Below are 20,678 nucleotides of genomic sequence, written 5' to 3' on the forward strand. Positions count from 1 at the left end.
ATGTTATGTACTATTTCATATCCATACATATCTTTCTTAGATATTAGTGCAAGTACACAAATTTCTAAAACACCCTTTCTAAATTGTGTGTTCATATACTCCATCCTTTCTTTAAATACACAGTATTGTGTTTTACAAGGTACTATGTTAAAACTTCTTATATTTTCATAATAACACAGTACTATGTTTTACACAATAGTTATTTTTAAATATTCTTGTTGATTAAATTCTTCCATAAATGTATAATACTCTAATCAGATATATTTTATGAAAGTGGTGATAAATTGACTAAAATGAAATATGATAAAACAATATTAATCTTAACTGCTCAATTTGGTGCTGGACATATAAGTGCCGCAAAAGCAGTCAAAGAATGTATTATTGAAAAATATAGCAACTATAATGTTGTTATACAAAACTTTATAAATGCAAGTATTCCAATGATGAACAAACCTATGGTAAAACTTTATGAAAACAATACAAAATATACTCCTGGATTATATAATTACTATTATTACTTTAAGAAATCGTTTGATTCAAGACATGATTTCTCTCATAAATTATATACACCTAAACTTTCTGAGTATATTGCTGATATAAATCCAGATTTGATTATCTCTACATTTCCACTAGCTGCTGCTTGTGTAAATAATTTCAAGATAAAAAACCCTGATATAAACATACCTACACTTACAGTTATAACAGACGTTGTAGATAGTATGGAATGGGTCTTTGAAAATACAGATTTGTATTTCGTTCCTTCTCCAGAAATAAAAAATAGATTTTTTCAAAAGGGAATAAATCCAAACGCTATAAAGGTTACTGGAGTTCCTGTGGATAAGAGATTTCAAATTGAAAGTAAAGAACTCTGTAGTGATAAATATAGATTATTACTTCTAGGAGGAGGAAGAGGTCTATTTGATATAGATGAGGATTTTATACATTGGATAGATGAATTCATTGAAGAACATATTGATTCTATAGAAATTACAATAGTTACTGGTAAAAATAAAAAATTATATGATAACCTAACTCATAAAAAACCTCTAAAAAATATAAAAGTACTTGGATTTGTAAATGACATGTATAACCTAATAAGAGAATGTGACCTAATGCTAACTAAGCCTGGAGGAGCAACTATATTTGAAGCCATTCAATCACAAACTCCAGTACTCGTAAAAATGCCAAAAGTTGGACAAGAGATTGAAAATGCTAAATTTATAATAGATAAGGGACTTGGACTGATTTATAGTGACGACCTAGACCTGAAAAACATATTTTATAAGTTAATATCAAATGAGTTTGATTCTATAATAAACTTTATGAAGAAAAATTTAGCAGAATTTAAAACAGTCATTCATCCAGATAAAATTGCTGATTATATATCAGAATTAATAGATAATCACTACAATTAGATTACACTATTACAAAACTTCAATCATAAAACTAAGGGCAATCAAGTATGCTTTTACATTTGAGAACTTACTCATAGGACTTAATCATACTTGATTGCCTTTGTCATATTAAAATCAAACTATTGTTACCTTAGTATATATTTTTCTTGTATTGCATATACAGTTGTTGTATTTCTTCCATGCTTCTCTTTAACTCTATTTGTAAATCTGAAGCAGTCTGATAATCTTTGTTTTCTACAGCTTCTCTTACCCTAGTAAATAACGATTCTCTAGTTAAAGTATCCTTCATAATATTGAACTTTAAATCTGATATTGAGTTCCAAACTACTTCATCAAGTGCATCCATATTTTCTTTTGTGTGTATCTTGACAATACTTCTTATCTTTTGAATTCCAGCTTCTATTATTCTAGTTTTTAATTTTTTTTGCCACTTATCTATAGCTCCAATCTTAAATGATTCTATTATACTATCAGTAAATACATCGCCTTGTTTTAAAGATTTTAATTTTGAAGCATATATTTCTAAGTTTTTCATATTTTCATAAACTGTAGCTGGTGGAATTCCAAATCTTGCATTTCTTTCTTCTAAATTATAATGTTCAAATACATCATTTTCATCTCTATATGCTCTATCTTTTTCTAAGTAGAAACTTTCTTCGCCTACATCTTTAGATAATTCTTTTTCAAGTTCCTTTGTACTAAGTCCACTCTTAGCTGCTGCTTTTATACCATCCAACATCGTTTGATAACACCCTGCTATTACTAAATACGTATTAGATAGAGGGCTTGGTGACCTTAACTCAAATCTTACAGTTTTTGGATTTTTCATATCTCTTATTAATCCAACAAGTACTGACCTATTTCTTGATGGAATCTCATAACTATGACCTAGAGATGTAACTATACATACAGGTGCCTCAAATCCAGGAACTAATCTATTAAATCCATCATTAGAAGCTGTTACAATTGGGTTTAATACTTCATAATTGTAAAGAAGTCCCATAAGAGCTCCATATCCCAATTCACTTAGATAGTCTTCTTTTAAATCTTTTGGAGCAAATAGGTTTTTTATACTTCCATCCTTTAGTTTTGCACTTACTCCTACATGTGTATGTCCACCACTTCCTGCAACTCCATGAATTGGTTTTGCTTTAAATGTAACTTCTAGTCCATGTGATGTAAATACATCTTCTATAACATCTCTTACCAATAATTCATTATCTGCTGCTTGTAATGGTGTAGAAAACTTCCAAGAAACTTCTAATTGCTCCATAGCGTGGTTTGTCTTTCCATCTATGCTAATAGAACTTTGTATCCCTCCAACCTCTTTGTGAGCCATTTCAGGGTTTACACCTAGTTTTTGAAGTATAATTAAACTTTGCTCCAAGCAAGTTCTTATAATACCATGAGTTCTTTTCCAATATTGCTCTTTTAAACTTTGTGATACATATAATTTCTCCAAGTCAGCTTTATCCTCAGGAGTATTAACCCAGAACTCAAGCTCTGTAGCTGCTGTCAACATTATTTCTTCTATATCATCTACTGAATCTATTCCTATATTATTTATTACATGTGGGTATTCTCTAAATACCTCAAACATTGATTTTTTGAAATACTTATCTGCTTTTTGAAGTACTCCTCTAGAACATACTTTTTTATTATCATGTATTAAAAATGCAGGTATCTTTAAGGTTCCAACAGGCAGACCTACTTCTTCATCTATATATTCCATATTATAATCTACATACCAATGACAACTTTTATCTGGCATTAAGTCTACTTTTGCATTATTCAATGTAGCTATATTGTAAAGCTCAACACTTGAACCATCAGTCTGTATAGCTGATTCTAAAAATTTATCTATATCTTCTAAAAATAATTCTACAGGAATCTTTTCATCTGTCGCATTTCCCCCTAAGTCAACCCCCATTAAGGAAACAAATCTTATATTTTTATTACTTTTTAGGATTTCTCTTATTTCTTCATTAGTATGTTTATCTTTCTCTATTACGTATAATAGACTATCCATTTTTTCACTCTCCCATAATTTTTATGTAAATTTTATTTTGTTAAATACAAGATAAAATTCATTTTTCCTTACATTTATGAATTTTTCTTGCAAAATATCCGTATTTTATTCGTGTTTTTATTTATATTATTATATATCAAGTACAAAAAGTTCGCAATATTTTTTATTGGAAAAAATATTATACATACAATAGTTTAACATTTTTATAAATATAGGGTATACTAAAATAAAAGTATTTTTGTTTAAAAATTTAATTTTGCTTATAATATAATCTATAATAACAGCAATAATAAAAAAATTTAGGAGATAAACTTTATGGAATACATAATTTTCGATTTGGAATTTAATCAAGGATTTGATAAAAAACTCAATAAGACTATATCTAATGAAAAGTGTCCTTTTGAAATTATACAAATAGGAGCAATTAAATTGGATTCTAAATTCAATATAATTGATACGTTTAATAGCTATGTGAAACCTACAATCTATAAAGAAATACATCCTTTTATTAGTCGTATGACTAATATTAAAAACTCTGATTTTAATGATTCACCTACTTTTCCTGAAGTTTACAACAATTTCATAAAATTTATATCATCACAAGACCCTATATTATGTGTCTGGGGAGCAGGAGATTTAAAGGAATTATACAGGAATATTAATTACCATAAGCTATCATCAAGCTCCTTACCTAAATCTTATATTAATATACAACAACATGCATCTAAATATTTCAATAACCCAGCAGGAAAAAGTATTGGACTACAAAATGCTATTTCTATATTGGAACTTGATGAAAAAATGTCTTATCACAATGCTTTAAATGATGCATATTATACTGCCAAAGTTTTTATTAAGATATACAATCCAAGTATAGTACCAGATATATATCTTTATACGAGTATCAAACCTAAAACCATAAAATATTCTAATAAAAAGAGAGTTGATTATGATAAGTTATTTGATGAGTTTAAGAAAATTTTAAATCGTGAATTGACTAAAGACGAGAAAAAAATCATTAACTTGGCTTATAACATGGGAAAAACGAATCAATTTACATTAGAAAATACTAAGCAAAGAGAAAATAAATAAAGTTTACTTAGGTTAAAAATAGGCATGTAGATAAAAAAACAGTTAACTTTAAATTTATATCTACATCCCAATTTTTACCCTGATTAATCTTTATTTTATCTCTAATTCAACTGGACAATGGTCTGAACCCAATACTTCAGTGTGTATATCTGCACTTACCAATCTATCTTCTAGCTTTTTAGATGCACAAAAATAATCTATTCTCCACCCTGCATTATTTTTTCTTGCATTAAATCTATATGACCACCAACTATAGACACCTTCTTTGTCTGGATTAAAATATCTATAAGTATCTATAAATCCACTATCTAATAATTTAGAAAATTTCTCTCTTTCTTCTTTAGTAAAACCTGCATTTTTCATATTATTTTTAGGATTTTTTAAATCTATTTCTGTATGTGCAATATTCATATCTCCACACACAATTACAGGCTTATGACTATCTAATTCGATTAAATAGTCTATAAAGTCATCTTCCCATCTAGTTCTATATTCTAGTCTCTTTAACTCAGATTGAGAATTTGGTGTATATACTGTAACAAAGTAAAAATCTTCAAACTCTAGAGTTATGACTCTACCTTCTTTATCATGTTCTTCTATATTTATTCCATACATTGCTTTTAAAGGCTCTTTTTTTGTAAATATAGCAGTACCTGAATAACCTTTTCTCTCAGCATAATTCCAGTATTGAAAATAGCCTGGTAAATCTAACTCTATTTGCCCTTCTTGTAATTTAGTTTCTTGTAAGCAAAATATATCTGCATCTACTTCTTTAAAAAAGTCTAAAAATCCTTTCCCAACACAAGCTCTTATTCCATTAACATTCCATGATATAAATTTCATACTTATACTCCTCATCTAAACAGTAAATTTTTCATTTGTTTTATTTTAACAATGTTATACTATAATTTTATCTAAAAATTACTATTTCCTTAATACATTTTACTTAATACCTTAAAAATATATGTTTTAATCAATTTTTAATTTTTTTGTTAACTCTTCAGGGTTCATTGAAGAAACATACATGTTTGTTCCCAGCTCAAATCCTCCAAAATTATATTTTCTTGGGATTATGTGCATATGAACATTAAAATACAATTTTGTTTCAATCTTTGTTGGATGAGTGTGAATACATAAGTTAAATGGCATATATCCATTGATATTGTACAACTTCTTAAATAATTTTTCAAATATTGTAGAAAGTTCCTTTATATTATTATCACTTAACTCATCAAACTTTATCTTATCTTTAAATATTATTCTTACTTCTCCACTATACTTAGTTGCATACGGTATAAGTACCAAAAAAGCTTCTCCATTATAAACAACTCTTCTATTTAAATTTATTTCATTTTCTATTAAATCATCATATAAAGAGCTTTTATTGCTATCATAATACTCTTTTGAAACTAGCAACTCATTCGTAATTTCAGGAGGGATAAAAGACATAGACAGTATTTGAGCATGTGGATGCATCAAAGATGCCCCTGCTTTTCTCAAGAAATTTTTAAAGATACTAACATATTCTACATTGTCATCTTTCGACAAATCTCTAAATCTATTTCTATACATAAAAAAAACATCTTCAAATTCTTTTTGACTCATGTTATAAAAACTACGATTGTGTTTATCGCTCTCTATCATTACTTCATGAATACCATATACATCTTTTGCCATATCATCAATTATAGGAAATTTATTGTAGACAGATTTTACAAGCCATCCTTCTTTACCTTCTATTTCAAATAATGTATCAGTTGCATAAGCTTCATTTCCTTTACAAAATGGGCACTCTTCATCGTATTCCTTAGTTTCTTCATCTTCATTTGGTATGTCTGCTGTATCTAAAGGTCTTTTTAACCTATCAGTAGCAAATATAACAACATCATTGGTAATTGGATCTATTCTTAATTCTTTCATAATTAACACCTCTTAGTTAATAGCCTTTAATATAATTATATGATATTTATCGTATCTGTTAAATAAGTTTATAATATTTTTTATAATTTTACACATTTATTATTATATATTTTTGTCTAGAGTTGAAAGATTATAACTAAAAATTACTATCAATATATCAGAATATTATCTTACCATAAATTAATTTGTGAATACATAATTTATTGGCATAAAAATAGCATTTTACTAGAATTTGTTAAAAGTTTATTTTAAAACTATATTAATTTTTTTTGATGATTTTTACCCATAAGTATGTTATTATTATCTTGTAAAGATGTCTTATATTCAAACATACAATATACGTATTTAAATTAAATAGGGGGTATTAAAATGAATTATTCAAACAGAGTTAGTGCAATGCAAGCCTCTCCAATCAGAAAACTTGTTCCATTTGCACAAGCAGCAAAAGATAAAGGAATCAAAGTATATCACTTAAACATCGGACAACCAGATATAAAAACTCCTAAAGGGTTTTTTGATGCTGTTAAAAACTTTGATAGCGAAGTCTTAGAATATGCTACATCAGAAGGTATTCCAGAATTATTAGAAGCACTTCAAAATTACTATAAAACTTATGATATGAATTTTGAAAAAGATGAGTTACTAGTAACTAATGGTGGTAGTGAGGCTTTACTTTTCACTATGATGGCAGTTTGTGACCCAGGAGATAATCTATTAGTTCCAGAACCATTCTATACTAACTACAATGGATTTGGTCAATCTGTAAACGTAGAAGTTAATGCTGTTACAACAAAGGCAGAAAACGGTTTCCACCTTCCATCTAAAGAAGAAATCTTGTCTAAAGTAGATGATAAAACTAAAGCTATAATTCTTTCTAATCCAGGAAACCCAACTGGTGCAATTTATACAAAAGAAGAACTTAATATCTTAGCTGAAATAGCTAAAGAAAAAGATTTATGGATAATAGCAGACGAAGTTTATAGAGAGTTTGTCTATGATGGACTTGAGTATACAAGCTGTGGTAACTTAGAGGGTGTACAGGATAGAGTTATAATAATAGACAGTGTTTCTAAGAGATACAGTGCTTGTGGTGCTAGAATTGGTTCTATCGCTTGTAAAAATAAAGGTCTTATCGCTCAAATACTTAAATTATGCCAAGGAAGACTTTGTGTTCCTACATTAGAGCAAATAGGAGCTGTTGAATTATATAAAACTCCTGTTTCTTACTTCAAAGAAGTTAATGAAGAATACAAAAAAAGAAGAGATGTATTATACAATGAATTAATGAAGGTTGAAGGTGTTATATGTAAAAAACCAACTGGTGCTTTCTATATAGTTGCTAAATTACCAGTTGAAAATGCAGAAGATTTCACAATCTGGATGTTAAAAGAATTCAACAAAGACAATGAAACAGTTATGGTTTGCCCTGCTGAAGGATTCTATGCTACTCCAGGTTTAGGACGTGATGAAATAAGATTAGCTTACATCCTAAATGAAAAAGACCTTCATAGGGCTGCTACATTATTAAAAGAAGGTTTAGAGCAATATGTAGCTTTACAAAAATAATTTTTTAAAATTAATTTATATAAATTTAACGATATAAAATATTCCCATTTCAACTAATATTTGAAATGGGAATATTTTTCCTATCTAAATTCTTCTTTATTCAATATATATTGAAGAGTATTTATCGCCTCTAGATATTTTCTTCTGTCTTCTTCTGTCAATTTAGAAAGCTTTTCTCCTAGACCATCACTCAACTTATCCATAAAATCAGATGCTATCTTGTCCCCTTCTTCAGTAATGTCAATTATATATTTTCTCCTATCAATTAAATCCCTTTTTCTTGTTACATACTTCTTATCGGTTAAATCATCAACCATACTAGTTAAACTGCCTTTTTCTATATTTAACTTAGAGCATAAATCAGTCATACTTATTACTCCATAATTTTTTATGAATACTAATGCTCTTAATTGTGTTTTATTTACATTATAGTCTGGTGCAAATTTTTTTAGGTCTTCTAAGTATAGGCTAGAATAAATCTTAGGAAATGTTTTTACTAGAAAACTTATGGTATCTTTTACTACATAGTTCATACAATCACCTCGGTTGTTTTAAATTTGTTAATTTATCTAAATAACTTTATTTCAGTTTACATTAAAAATATTGCAAGTACAATAGTTTTTACCGAATGTTTAAATTTAATTAGTAATCTTATCATTTTTCTTATTTTTATTTATATTATCCATATTAAATACTATTTATATAGCTATTTTATTGAATTCATGGTATAGTAAGTAAGGAAGAACTCTTCACAGCGGTGAAGAGCAGACGCTAGCCCATTAAAATGGCTATCTTATTTATATAAATAAGATAGCCGTTTTTAATTATATTTTATCTGTAGAATTTTATACTCTTAAATCCACATCTACTTTTCCTAAATCTTCTTTATAATCTTTTATAGCAGGTTCTACAACTTCATTTACAAACTCTACAACTTGTTCTGGAGCTCTACCTATAAAGTTTTTTGGGTCCATTATAGATAATATTTCTTCTTTGCTCATTTTAAATGAATCATCATTCATTATAAGCTCAATTAAGTTATTATCTTTACCTTCATGTTTTACTCTATAAGCAGCTTTCATAGAATACTCTCTTATTATTTCATGTAATTCCTGTCTATCTCCACCTCTTTTTACAGCTTCCATAAGTATTGTTTCTGTAGCCATAAAAGGAAGTTCTTCATTTACACGTTTATTTATCATATTTTCATATACTACTAAACCATCAGTTACATTTATACCTATTTCAAGTATAGCATCTGCTGCCATAAAAGCTTGAGGTATTGCCAATCTTTTATTAGCTGAGTCATCTAATGTTCTCTCTAACCATTGAGTAGCTTGTATCATTGCAGGGCTTATCGATTCAGAAATTATATACTTAGATAAAGATGCTATTCTCTCACTTCTCATAGGGTTTCTCTTATAAGCCATTGCTGATGAACCTATTTGATTTTTTTCAAATGGCTCTTCCAATTCTTTTAAACTTTGTAAAAGTCTTATATCATTAGTCATTTTATGCATACTTTGAGCTATTCCTGATAATATACTTATCACTTGATAATCTAACTTTCTAGTATATGTTTGACCACTTACTGCATAAGAAGAATTATATCCCATCTTTTTGCAAATTTTCTTATCTAACTCTTTTACTTTTTCGTGGTCTCCTTCAAATAAGCTTAAAAAGCTTGCTTGAGTACCAGTAGTACCTTTAACTCCTCTTAACTTCATATTGTCTATTCTATAGTTCAAATCTTCCAAATCAAGGATTAAATCTTGAGCCCATAAACAAGCTCTTTTCCCTACTGTTGTAAGTTGTGCAGCTTGAAAATGTGTAAATCCAAGAGCTGGCATATCCTTATACTTAAGTGCAAATTCTTTTAAATTGTTTATTAAATTTACAAGCTTTACTCTCAGAAGTTTTAAAGCTTCATTCATTTGTATAACATCTGTATTGTCTCCAACATATGCAGAGGTTGCTCCTAGATGTATTATTCCTTTGGCTTTTTCACATTGTAGACCATAAGCTTTTACATGAGACATTACATCATGTCTTACTTCTTTTTCTATTTTTCTAGCTTCATCAAAATTTATATTATCTATATTAGCTTTTAGCTCGTCTAATTGTTCTTCAGTTATATTTATTCCTAACTCATGCTCACCTTCTGCAAGAGCAACCCATAATCTTCTCCATGTAGAAAATTTAAATTGTGGAGAAAATATATAACTCATATCCTTGCTACAATATCTGTCTGTAAGTGGATTTGAGTAAGTAGTATATTTATTATCTATCATTATATTAGCACCTTCCTTAAATCTTTTGTCGTGTGATTACTGTGTACACATTAGTACATAAATAATTATATATAATTTTACGAACTATAACAAGACTTTTTTATTTTTTGTTCATATTTATGTATAGTGTTTTTTATTTATTAATATTTTTTATTTATATCTAAATTATCTTTTTCAATTAAATAGTCCACTATTTCGCTATCAACAAAATTTAATACATACTTATATCTAATTGCATAGTATTTATCACTCCAACCAAGTTGATTTTTTACATCACTCTCATCCGCCCCAAGTCTTAAGCTTATTGCCGCAAATGAATGTCTAAAGTCTCTTGCTGAATATTGAGAAAGCCCTGCTAAATCTAACGCTTTTTTAACTATAAGTCTGACATTTCTATCTGTTATAGAATTACTTTTTTGAGTTGTAAAAATAAAGTCATCACTAGGTATTATTACCTCTGGAAGTCCAGAATAATTCCTGTAGTCTTCTAAAAGTTTAAAAAAGTATGGATGTAATTTAACTACTCTCTCTTTTCTTCCCTTACCTAATCTTACATAAGAGTTATCGTTTTCATCTACCATAAGGTCTTTCCACTTTAAACTAACTAATTCATTTAATAAACACCCAGTAGTAACAAGACAGACTATTATTACTCTATCTCTTATATTTAATTTTGGTAAAATACCTATAAGTTTATTTATTTCTTGTATACTTAGGACATCATCTTTTGTTTTTATTCTTGTTACTGTTGGTTTTTCTACATATCTAAATGGATTTATATCTATGTACCCTTCTTTTTTTAAGAAATTATAAAAACTATGTAAATAACTATATATCTTTTCGCAAGTTGATTTCGCATATTTAGTCTGTATATAGTCTACAAAATTTTTACAATCTTCTTTTGTCGCATAAATCAATTCTTTCCCTTTTAAGAACTCTTTAAATAACATAACCTTTGATAAATAATCATGTTTTGTGTTTGGGTTTAATTTTGTAGAAAAAACATTAAAGGTTTCGTACTCATAATCATCTAGTATTTTTGTACTATACATAATAACTCCTTTCCTTTTCATAAAATAAAATGGTTATACTTTTACTATACCATATATTTCCCCTTCAAATATACCCCTTATTCAATAGATAGCTTATAACTTTATTTTGTTAAATTATGAAGGTTTTATGAAAATATCAATCTTCCATTGTGCACTACACAGTACTGTGGTATTATAAGTTAGTAAAAGGTGGCATTTTTTTGTTAATATCTGCATAGAATATGCTACTATAAATTTGTATTGGAGGTATTTTAGTTTGGAAACATTTAGTTTGCTTGAAGTTTTTAAGGCAGTCATTTTAGGCATAGTTCAGGGAATCACAGAATGGCTACCAGTAAGTAGTACAGGGCATATGATATTAATTAATGAGTTTATAAAATTGAATTTTTCAGATACATTTATAAGTACATTTTTGGTTGTAATTCAATTTGGTTCAATATTAGCTGTACTTGTTATATTTTTTAGAAAGTTAAACCCTTTTGATAGTTCAAAAAATATTAAACAGAAAAAAGAAACAGTTCGTTTATGGCTTAAGGTTATAATCGCAGTTATACCATCTGGAGTTATTGGAATACTGTTTGAAGATGACATAGACAGAGTATTCTTTAATTCAACAGTAGTTGCTATTGCTCTTATTGTATATGGTATAATAATGATAGGGCTTGAAAAGAGAAATAAAAGACCTAAGTATAAAGATTTTTCTCAAGTTACATATAAATTAGCTCTTTGTATAGGATTATTCCAATGTCTAGCTCTTATACCAGGTACATCTAGGTCTGGTTCAACTATAATAGGTGCAGTATTACTTGGTACTTCTAGATATGTAGCAGCAGAATTCTCATTCTTCTTGGCTATCCCTACAATGCTTGGAGCTAGTGCATTAAAACTTCTAAAAGCTGGATTTGGATTTACTGGCTTTGAGTGGCTTATTTTAGGAGTTGGTTCTGTAGTAGCTTTTATTGTTTCAATTATAGTTATTAAATTTTTTATGGACTATATCAAAAAACACGACTTCAAAGTGTTTGGTTATTATAGAATAGTCTTGGGTATAGTTGTCCTTGCTTATTTCTTTCTATTCTAATGTACTTTAATTTAATGACAAATGATAAGGAGAAAAGTTATGAGTGTTAAAAAAGAAATATTTGATTGGATTAAATCAATAGCTATGGCTATTGTACTTGCATTTGTAATCCTACAATTTATAAGACCTTCTATTGTCAGTGGAGAATCAATGTATCCCACTTTAGACGATAAAGACTATCTAATTTTAAATAAGATTTCATACAAGATTGGCAAACCTGAGAAAGGCGATATTGTCGTTTTTAAAACCAATTTAGTTGATGGAGATACAGGAAAGAAAAAAGACTTAATAAAAAGAGTTATAGCTACTGAAGGTGATAGTATAAAAATATCCAATTCTAAAGTATATGTAAATGGAAAATTATTAAGTGAACCATATATACACAACAATTATACTTCTGGAGATATAGATACAGTTGTTCCAAAGGGAAAGCTATTTGCAATGGGAGATAATAGGGAAAATAGCAATGATAGTAGATTCCCTGATGTAGGTATGGTTGATGAGGATGAAATTCTTGGTAAAGTTATGGTAAGATTATTACCTCTCGATAATATTGGAAAAGTAGAATAGAAAAATAAGAGACTGAATTAGTAAAGTTTATTTTACAAATCTCAGTCTCTTTTAATTTTCTTAAATTAAAAAAATATTCTTTTACTAAGAATCTTTTGATTCTGTGATAAGTCTTATTATATCGCTTGCTTCTTCATTAAAAGTTGTTACTATACTTAAATAATCTGTTGCTCTACTCATAGCTAAATATACCTTATTTAAATCTCCCACAAAATCATTTACCTGATAATCTTGCTCTGTATCATTTATAGTTTGATTATATAACATTTCTAATTCACATACTATTACTGCTTTATATTCTAAATTCTTTATTGCATATATATTTGCTATTGTAGTTCCTACCTTCTTACTTATATTTGTCAAGTTATCTTCTGCACATATATAAGGAATTTTTGCTTCTTCTAATGCCTTTTTCAGCATATATTGGAAATAAATAGTTTTTCCACTTTTTAATTTTTTCTTATTATAAGGATAGACTATAGCAACTTCAGAATAATAAAGACCTTTTTTACTTATTAAGTACTCAATTTCCCATATCACAGAACTTATTTGGTCATCAAGATCACTTACCTTTATTATATCAACATACTTATTACCACCTCTAAGTGCTTTAGTATAAAAGAAAGTATTAAACTTTGTCTTTGGTCTTAACTCATTGATATATGAGTTAGAATTATTTGAAAATTTATTTGTAAAATCTACAATCTCTTTGGCTTGTCTATAATTTTTACTTAAACTAATCTTATCATCAAATTCTATGCCATTATATAAGGTCTTAAATATATTCAATCTATTAGAGATGTTCAAGGAATTGCAAGAACATATATTGAATATAAACTTTGTTTTATATAAAAACTCTCTTATAAAATCTATTTCATACTCTAAAAAGCTTTCTGCTTCATCGATAAAAATAGCCTTGAACATATTTTTATTTTTTATAATGTTCTGTGCTTGTTTCACAAGATTATTAAATGTTTTTTCATAATCATTTTTTAACATGTTATAGTCTATAATTAAGTTAAACTTTTTAGCCAGTTTAAATATAAAGGAACTAAATGTATGGACTTCTAAATTGTTATTATCTTTGTATAATAACTCTATTCTTTCTCTAAGTTCATTACACAATTGTTTTGTATGTGTAAATATGATTAATTTATGATGTGGATATACTTTTGCTAGTTTTATAGCTCTAGAAAGCATAATTGCTGTTTTGCCTATACCAGAACCACCTTCAATAAGTGTATTCCCATATTTAATAGAAATAGCATCTTTAATTTGAACTTCTTCCATCATAGTTGCTGTATACTTATAGTCATCATTATAGAAGGAAATTTTTTTAAATTTCTCATTTAGATGAAGTTTATCATTTATTATATAGTACTCTGAACATATATCTAATAAAAATAAATTTAAGTTTATTTCATCATTTTTCTCACTAAGATATTCATCCAGAGAACCTTTATTCATTATATCTTGAAGCTTAGTTTTATCTATTATATTGTTATTAACAAATTTTCCAAACTCATATGCTTCTTCAACTTCAACATATGGCATAATGTAAACGTAATTATAGCTTATATTTCTATTCTTTTGTCCCATTTTTAGTTTCAAAAGTTCATATTCCTCATTCATAACTTCAAGTAACTCTTCTTCCAAAATAAAATATATATCTTCTGTTGTATCCATAAATTTTATAAATAAAATTCTTCCATCTTTAACATACAACAAATCAGTATTTATTCCTTTAAAAGGAGTAACTTTTGGCACTACTTTAACGTCCTCATTGATATTCTCGTAAAATATTTTCTCGAATTCCTTCAATTTTAGGGCGTCTAACTGAGAGTTTATATTTATGTATTGGCTCACTTACATTACCTCCTTCTGTTATACTTAATTATACCATTTTGAACTATATTTTTATATATACTTTTTATATGCAAATTTAGTAAATAAATTCAAAATAAACACAAATAAATACAAAACTATTAAAAAATTTGCAATAAGTATAGATATTTATATTAAGACCTTGCCTTTCATCCCCACATCTAAAGAAAGTGGCTTTTCGGCAATTTTATTGTAAAGCCTTTAAAATAATCAATCTTATTGTATATAAGCAAGAAAATTTATTATTAAAAATTTAAAAACCTGCTAAAAATAATCTATTTTTATTAGCAGGTTTTATTTATAATTCTCATATCTTAATACTGTTATATTAAATTTTATATTTTACTGTACTATCACTTTTTATTTTCTGATAAAGAATTAAGACTTGATATATCTGTATAAATTGCATAAAAAATAGGATAACGATTTTGATATAATTCATTTACAAACTTCCCTTGCATTCTTACAGGGAAAATATGTCCATCTGTGTGACAGAAGCGAAAAACCACTTCAAAGGTTTCTCTCTTAGGAATTGCTTCTCTCAATGTATCAAGTACTATCTGTAAGTCATCTTGTAATACTGGCGACAAAATATCAAACTCTGTAGACGAAACAGCTTGAGATGAATATCCAGTAAATTCAAGCATCTTTTGGTTAAAATAAAGTAATTTCAAATTTTCCATACAAGCAAATTTGACAATACCATCAGTGGCCATTTCTAACAATGCTTTTATATCTCTAGGGTCTATACGAAATGACATACTATCAATAGAATCCTCAGAAAATACATGATAAGAATTTTTCCCATGGCTTTTTGCATAATAAAGTGCTTGGTCTGCTTTCTCATATAACTCAGAATATACATATCCATGTTCAGGATACATTGCTACACCAATACTACATGCAATAGAAAACTCTGCTTGTTCAGTAAATTTTTTCTGATTAATTTTAGAACAAAAACGCTCTAATTTCTCCACAAGTACATAGTTATTACTATTAAAGTTTTTTATCAATACTACAAACTCATCTCCTCCAATACGCCCAATAATATCATCCTCACGAAATTGAGATTTTAATTCTAAGGCAAATTCACTTATGACAAAATCTCCAAATGCATGACCATATTTATCATTTACATTTTTAAAATCATCAATATCGAATATTAAAAAAACATGTTCTAAGTCTTGATTATTTTTATTTTTTAAAAATGAACTAATAAATTCCTCCGTCACACCTTTATTGTAAAGACCAGTAAGAGAATCACGTTGTGAACGTTCAAGAAGTACTAATTCTCTGTTTTTTTCTTCATCTATATTTTCACGATAAGATATCATACGAACAGATTCATCTGATGTCCAAAAGAAAATTCGTGCATTAATTCTCATCCAGTGATAATTTTCTTCACTATTCTTAATTAAAAAGTCATAACTTATATTATTGATTCCACTATCATAACACTTAAGCACATTTTCAGGAAGGAATGTATCTAAATAACCCTGTGCATACTCTTCTTTGATTTGTTTTGTAGCAATAATATGTAATGCTTCATCATATGGTGTATTAAGTCCTAACCCAAACTCATGAAAATATCTATTTTCATCTTCACAACCAGCTCTATTATTAGTGACATCAATTTCAAAAATATTCTCGTAAAGTTCTTCAGTAGATTGACTCAACAACTTTTGATATTCTAATTTCTGAGAAACACTAAGCTTCATTATTTGGTTTTTATACTTCTTAAGTACACGCGTAATTGTAAAAAGCACAAATATTATAATTAAAATTATGACTGCAATTCCTTTAAAAAATTGTATATGAAGTTGCTTACTCATTATAGTCAAATCATTTTCTAGCACAAGATGCCATTTTAAACTAGGTATATACTGACATACAACGTAACTTTTTGATTTTTTAGATGAATGCCAAAAACTCTTTTGTTCCTTTTTATTATCTAATATTAATTGTTTTGAATCAGATAAGTCACCACTAGAATTTTCAAAGAAATTTATATTTTCATGACCAGTTTTATTCGATGCTAATTGTACAAATCCTTTGTCATCAATTAAGCGTGCTACAACATCAAATTTATCATCATATTCTTTAAGCAACGTTTGTAATGAATTCACCTTTAGTCCAACGCCTATAATTCCCATAGTTGCTCCATTATCCTCTTTTATCTTACAATTTACAAATACTGTAATACTATTGTTACTTGCTTCATCATTATCAACATTTAATGAGTATTCATCATCATTCTTTAAGAAATTATAATACCATTGATTCTCTGAATTATTATCACTAAGATTTCTATCAAGTCCATTAAAATGATAATAGTTATTTGTTTTGCTTGATACTAAAAAAACGGAATCATATGAGTATTTATTTCTATATACATTCAGATAATCTTGCAATTTATAAATAAATTCTTCATCACTTATATGTTCTTGCTCACCATCTAAAAAGTTTTTTAACAAACTATCATTTGCCATGGTAAGAGATACATTTATAGGTTCTGAAAGGAGTTTATCTATCTGATAATAAATACCTTCAGCAGCTAATGTAGATACATGTTCAATATCATTTTTAAAAATATTAGTATTAGATTGGTATCCAATTACAGAAGTAGCTATAAAACCAAGAGTAATAATAATACAAACAATAACGTTTGTATGTAAAAGTGTATTTTTTTCCATAGTATGCCCTCTCTTTAACCCTCACTTTGGCTTCATCGTATTTTCACCCTCTTTAAATATAATCATTTCAAGCAGTAATATATTATTTTACAATTTCATTATATCAAACAAACTTGAATAATTATATAAACAATGCATATATAAGTCCTTATTTCATTAATCTTTTGTAAGTAGCACTTTTATCACTTAGATTATTTCCACATTATGTAAAATTAAATTTAAACAATTTAAAAGCCACAAGATAGATTATCGTATCTTGTGGCAAATTTAAATTTCTAAAAATATTTTCTTATTATTTAGATATTATTTTTTTTACTTCGCATATTCTATAGCTCTTGTTTCTCTTATTATACTTACTTTTATTTGTCCAGGATACTCAAGTTCATCCTCTATTTTCTTAGTCATGTCTCTAGCCAATAGGTGTATTTCTTCATCATTTATAGCTTCTGGTTTTACCATTATTCTTATTTCTCTACCGGCTTGTATAGCAAATGATTTCTCTACACCTTCATATGAATTAGCTATTTCCTCTAGTTTTTCAAGTCTCTTAATATATGCTTCTAAAGTTTCTCTTCTAGCACCAGGTCTAGCAGCTGATATTGCATCTGCTGCTGTAACTAATACAGCTTCTACTGTTTGAGGTTCGTAATCTCCATGATGAGTACTCATGGCATGTATAACTTCTTTAGATTCCTTATAACGTCTAAGTAAATCCATACCTATTTCAACATGTGTACCTTCCATTTCATGGTCTACAGCCTTACCTATATCATGTAATAAACCTGCTCTTTTAGCCAATCTAATATCTGCTCCTATTTCAGCAGCCATTATACCAGCTATATGAGCAACTTCTATAGAGTGTTTAAGAACATTTTGTCCATAACTAGTTCTATAGTTAAGTCTACCTAATAATCTTATTAATTCTGGATGAATTCCATGTACACTAGTTTCAAATGCAGCTTGCTCACCATATTCTTTTATAATATTGTCAACTTCTTTTCTTGCCTTTTCAACCATTTCTTCAATTCTAGCTGGATGTATTCTTCCATCTGCTATTAATTTTTCTAGAGCAATTCTTGCAATTTCTCTTCTTATTGGATCAAATCCTGATAAAATTACGGCTTCTGGAGTGTCGTCTATTATAAGGTCTATACCTGTTAAGGTTTCTAAAGTCCTTATATTTCTACCTTCCCTACCTATTATTCTACCTTTCATTTCATCATTAGGTAAGCTTACTACTGTGACAGTAGTTTCGGCTACGTGATCTGCTGCACATTTTTGAATTGCATATCCTATAATTTCTCTTGATTTCTTATCAGCTTCTTCTTTAGCTTGACTTTCTATCTCTTTTATCATTATAGACATTTCACGTCTTACATCTCTCTCTGCATTTGTTAAGATGATTTCTTTAGCCTTATCAGAAGTAATTCCTGATATACTTTCTAATTTTTCCAATTGTTGCGTTTTTATTACTTCAACTTCTTCTTCTTTCTTTTCAACTACCTTTAATTTTTCACTTAGGTTTACTTCTTTAGATTCTAAATTTTGTAATTTTCTATCTAAGACTTCCTCTTTTTGTACTACTCTTTTTTCATACTTTTGTACTTCTGTTCTTCTTTCTCTGTTTTCTCTTTCAGCTTCTGTTCTCCACTTATGGATCTCTTCTTTAGCCTCTAGCAATTTTTCTTTTTGTACTGTTTCTGAGTCGTGGTGTGCTTTATCTATTATTTCTTTGGCCAAGTTTTCAGCTTGTCCAATTTTTGCTTCAGATATATTTTTTCTAACAAAATATCCAGCTATAATACCAACAGCTGCACCTATTACAATCATTACTACACTATCTATGACATCCACCTCCTTCGTTAATAATCCCAAAATGTCATCACTATGATTAAAAAATATTCCTAATAATTAAAATTAAATTTAGATATTTTATCCTCACTTAATTTTATAATTTTTTCAACATTGTGTCAAGCTAATAGGGAGCGTGGCATGTCTTTAATTACTAGTTATTTTTTTGTATTTTTATTTATTCTTCTACAATTTCTTTTGCTACTGAAGTACCTGATTCTTCACGTTCTTCATTTAAATTGTAAAATGCTCTTACTTTCTCGTCTATTTCATTAGTTAAATCTAAATTATCTTCCAGGAATTTTTTTACATTTTCTCTTCCTTGCCCAAGTTTAGTATCATTGTAACTATACCATGAACCTGATTTTTTAACTATATCTACATCAGCAGCTATATCTAAAAGGTCTCCAATTTTTGAAATACCCTCTCCATACATTATATCAAATTCAGCTTGCTTAAATGGTGGTGCTACTTTGTTTTTAACAACTTTGACTCTTGTTCTACTTCCTATAACTTTATCACCTTGTTTTATTGTATCTATTTTTCTAACATCCAATCTAACTGATGAATAAAACTTTAGTGCACGTCCTCCTGTAGTAGTTTCTGGATTTCCAAACATTATTCCTACTTTCTCTCTTAACTGGTTTATAAATATAGCAACACAATTTGATTTTTTAATTGAACCAGTTAATTTTCTAAGTGCTTGAGACATAAGTCTAGCTTGTAAACCTACATGAGAATCACCCATATCTCCATCTATTTCAGCTTTTGGAACTAATGCTGCTACTGAGTCTATTACTATTATATCTATCGCTCCACTTCTTATTAATGCCTCTGCTATTTCTAAAGCTTGCTCACCTGTATCTGGTTGAGATATTATTAGGTTATCAACATCCACACCCAACGCTTTTGCGTATACTGGGTCAAGTGCATGTTCTGCATCTATAAATGCAGCTATTCCTCCTTCTTTTTGAGCTGATGCTACACAACTAAGCGCAACAGTAGTCTTACCAGAAGATTCTGGACCATATACTTCAACTATTCTCCCTCTAGGTAGCCCCCCTATACCAATTGCTATATCTAAACCAATTGCTCCTGTTGATATAACATCTATAGACATAGACGTTGCTTCTCCTAATTTCATTACTGAACCTTTACCAAAATCTTTTTCAATTTTACCTAAAGCTTCATTCAACGCTTTTAATTTTTCTTGATCTACACTCATCTCTATACC

At 28.2% G+C, this 20,678-nt stretch carries 15 protein-coding genes; 5 read left to right on the forward strand and 10 right to left on the reverse strand.

Annotated features, from left to right (window positions below):
- Window positions 1-293: 293 nt before the first annotated feature.
- Window positions 294-1,415: an MGDG synthase family glycosyltransferase gene (locus KGF39_RS16130; protein ID WP_054273366.1), complete on the forward strand. Its 1,122-nt coding sequence runs from the start codon at window positions 294-296 to the stop codon at window positions 1,413-1,415.
- Between the two features lie 130 nt (window positions 1,416-1,545).
- Here KGF39_RS16130 and KGF39_RS16135 read toward each other — a convergent pair whose 3' ends face one another.
- On the reverse strand, window positions 1,546-3,444 hold the full coding sequence (locus tag KGF39_RS16135; protein WP_107595830.1) for a glutamine synthetase: 1,899 nt from the start codon (window positions 3,442-3,444) through the stop codon (window positions 1,546-1,548).
- A gap of 315 nt (window positions 3,445-3,759) precedes the next feature.
- On the opposite strand from KGF39_RS16135, the gene KGF39_RS16140 reads away from it, so the two are divergent.
- Window positions 3,760-4,536: a 3'-5' exonuclease gene (locus KGF39_RS16140; RefSeq protein WP_227823070.1), complete on the forward strand. Its 777-nt coding sequence runs from the start codon at window positions 3,760-3,762 to the stop codon at window positions 4,534-4,536.
- 90 nt (window positions 4,537-4,626) lie between these two features.
- Here the strand turns inward: KGF39_RS16140 and KGF39_RS16145 are convergent, their stop codons facing one another.
- Both KGF39_RS16145 and galT read right to left on the reverse strand, forming a co-directional pair.
- Complete coding sequence (locus tag KGF39_RS16145; RefSeq protein WP_227823071.1) at window positions 4,627-5,379, reverse strand: exodeoxyribonuclease III; 753 nt, start codon at window positions 5,377-5,379, stop codon at window positions 4,627-4,629.
- 126 nt (window positions 5,380-5,505) lie between these two features.
- Entirely contained in the window at window positions 5,506-6,456 is a 951-nt protein-coding gene (gene galT / locus KGF39_RS16150; RefSeq protein ID WP_227823072.1) for a galactose-1-phosphate uridylyltransferase, read from the reverse strand.
- A 369-nt stretch (window positions 6,457-6,825) separates the two neighbouring features.
- Here galT and KGF39_RS16155 point away from each other — a divergent pair, with 369 nt between their 5' ends.
- Complete coding sequence (locus tag KGF39_RS16155; RefSeq protein ID WP_003438357.1) at window positions 6,826-8,022, forward strand: pyridoxal phosphate-dependent aminotransferase; 1,197 nt, start codon at window positions 6,826-6,828, stop codon at window positions 8,020-8,022.
- Between the two features lie 80 nt (window positions 8,023-8,102).
- On the opposite strand, the gene KGF39_RS16160 is transcribed toward KGF39_RS16155, so the two are convergent.
- From KGF39_RS16160 to KGF39_RS16170, 3 genes are all read right to left on the reverse strand, one after another.
- Entirely contained in the window at window positions 8,103-8,555 is a 453-nt protein-coding gene (locus KGF39_RS16160) for a MarR family transcriptional regulator (RefSeq protein ID WP_227823073.1), read from the reverse strand.
- Between the two features lie 312 nt (window positions 8,556-8,867).
- Window positions 8,868-10,313: an adenylosuccinate lyase gene (gene purB, locus KGF39_RS16165; RefSeq protein WP_227823074.1), complete on the reverse strand. Its 1,446-nt coding sequence runs from the start codon at window positions 10,311-10,313 to the stop codon at window positions 8,868-8,870.
- A 140-nt stretch (window positions 10,314-10,453) separates the two neighbouring features.
- Window positions 10,454-11,365 carry a tyrosine-type recombinase/integrase gene (locus KGF39_RS16170; RefSeq protein ID WP_054273323.1) on the reverse strand — a complete coding sequence of 304 codons (912 nt, stop codon included), beginning with the start codon at window positions 11,363-11,365 and terminating at the stop codon, window positions 10,454-10,456.
- A gap of 256 nt (window positions 11,366-11,621) precedes the next feature.
- Between KGF39_RS16170 and KGF39_RS16175 the strand changes: the two genes are divergently transcribed.
- On the forward strand, window positions 11,622-12,446 hold the full coding sequence (locus tag KGF39_RS16175; RefSeq protein ID WP_227823075.1) for an undecaprenyl-diphosphate phosphatase: 825 nt from the start codon (window positions 11,622-11,624) through the stop codon (window positions 12,444-12,446).
- 39 nt (window positions 12,447-12,485) lie between these two features.
- Window positions 12,486-13,016 (forward strand): signal peptidase I, encoded by a 531-nt coding sequence (gene lepB, locus KGF39_RS16180; RefSeq protein ID WP_227823076.1) that lies wholly within the window; start codon window positions 12,486-12,488, stop codon window positions 13,014-13,016.
- A gap of 84 nt (window positions 13,017-13,100) precedes the next feature.
- On the opposite strand, the gene KGF39_RS16185 is transcribed toward lepB, so the two are convergent.
- From KGF39_RS16185 to recA, 4 genes are all read right to left on the reverse strand, one after another.
- Entirely contained in the window at window positions 13,101-14,882 is a 1,782-nt protein-coding gene (locus KGF39_RS16185) for a UvrD-helicase domain-containing protein (RefSeq protein ID WP_227823077.1), read from the reverse strand.
- Window positions 14,883-15,253: 371 nt separating this feature from the next.
- Window positions 15,254-17,593 carry a diguanylate cyclase gene (locus tag KGF39_RS16190; protein ID WP_227823078.1) on the reverse strand — a complete coding sequence of 780 codons (2,340 nt, stop codon included), beginning with the start codon at window positions 17,591-17,593 and terminating at the stop codon, window positions 15,254-15,256.
- A gap of 312 nt (window positions 17,594-17,905) precedes the next feature.
- Window positions 17,906-19,447 (reverse strand): ribonuclease Y, encoded by a 1,542-nt coding sequence (rny, locus tag KGF39_RS16195; protein WP_003428216.1) that lies wholly within the window; start codon window positions 19,445-19,447, stop codon window positions 17,906-17,908.
- A 175-nt stretch (window positions 19,448-19,622) separates the two neighbouring features.
- Complete coding sequence (gene recA / locus KGF39_RS16200) at window positions 19,623-20,669, reverse strand: recombinase RecA (RefSeq protein ID WP_054273319.1); 1,047 nt, start codon at window positions 20,667-20,669, stop codon at window positions 19,623-19,625.
- Between the last annotated feature and the right edge of the window lie 9 nt (window positions 20,670-20,678).

The organism is Clostridioides sp. ZZV14-6345, assembly GCF_020657775.1.
Lineage (GTDB): Bacteria > Bacillota > Clostridia > Peptostreptococcales > Peptostreptococcaceae > Clostridioides > Clostridioides difficile_D.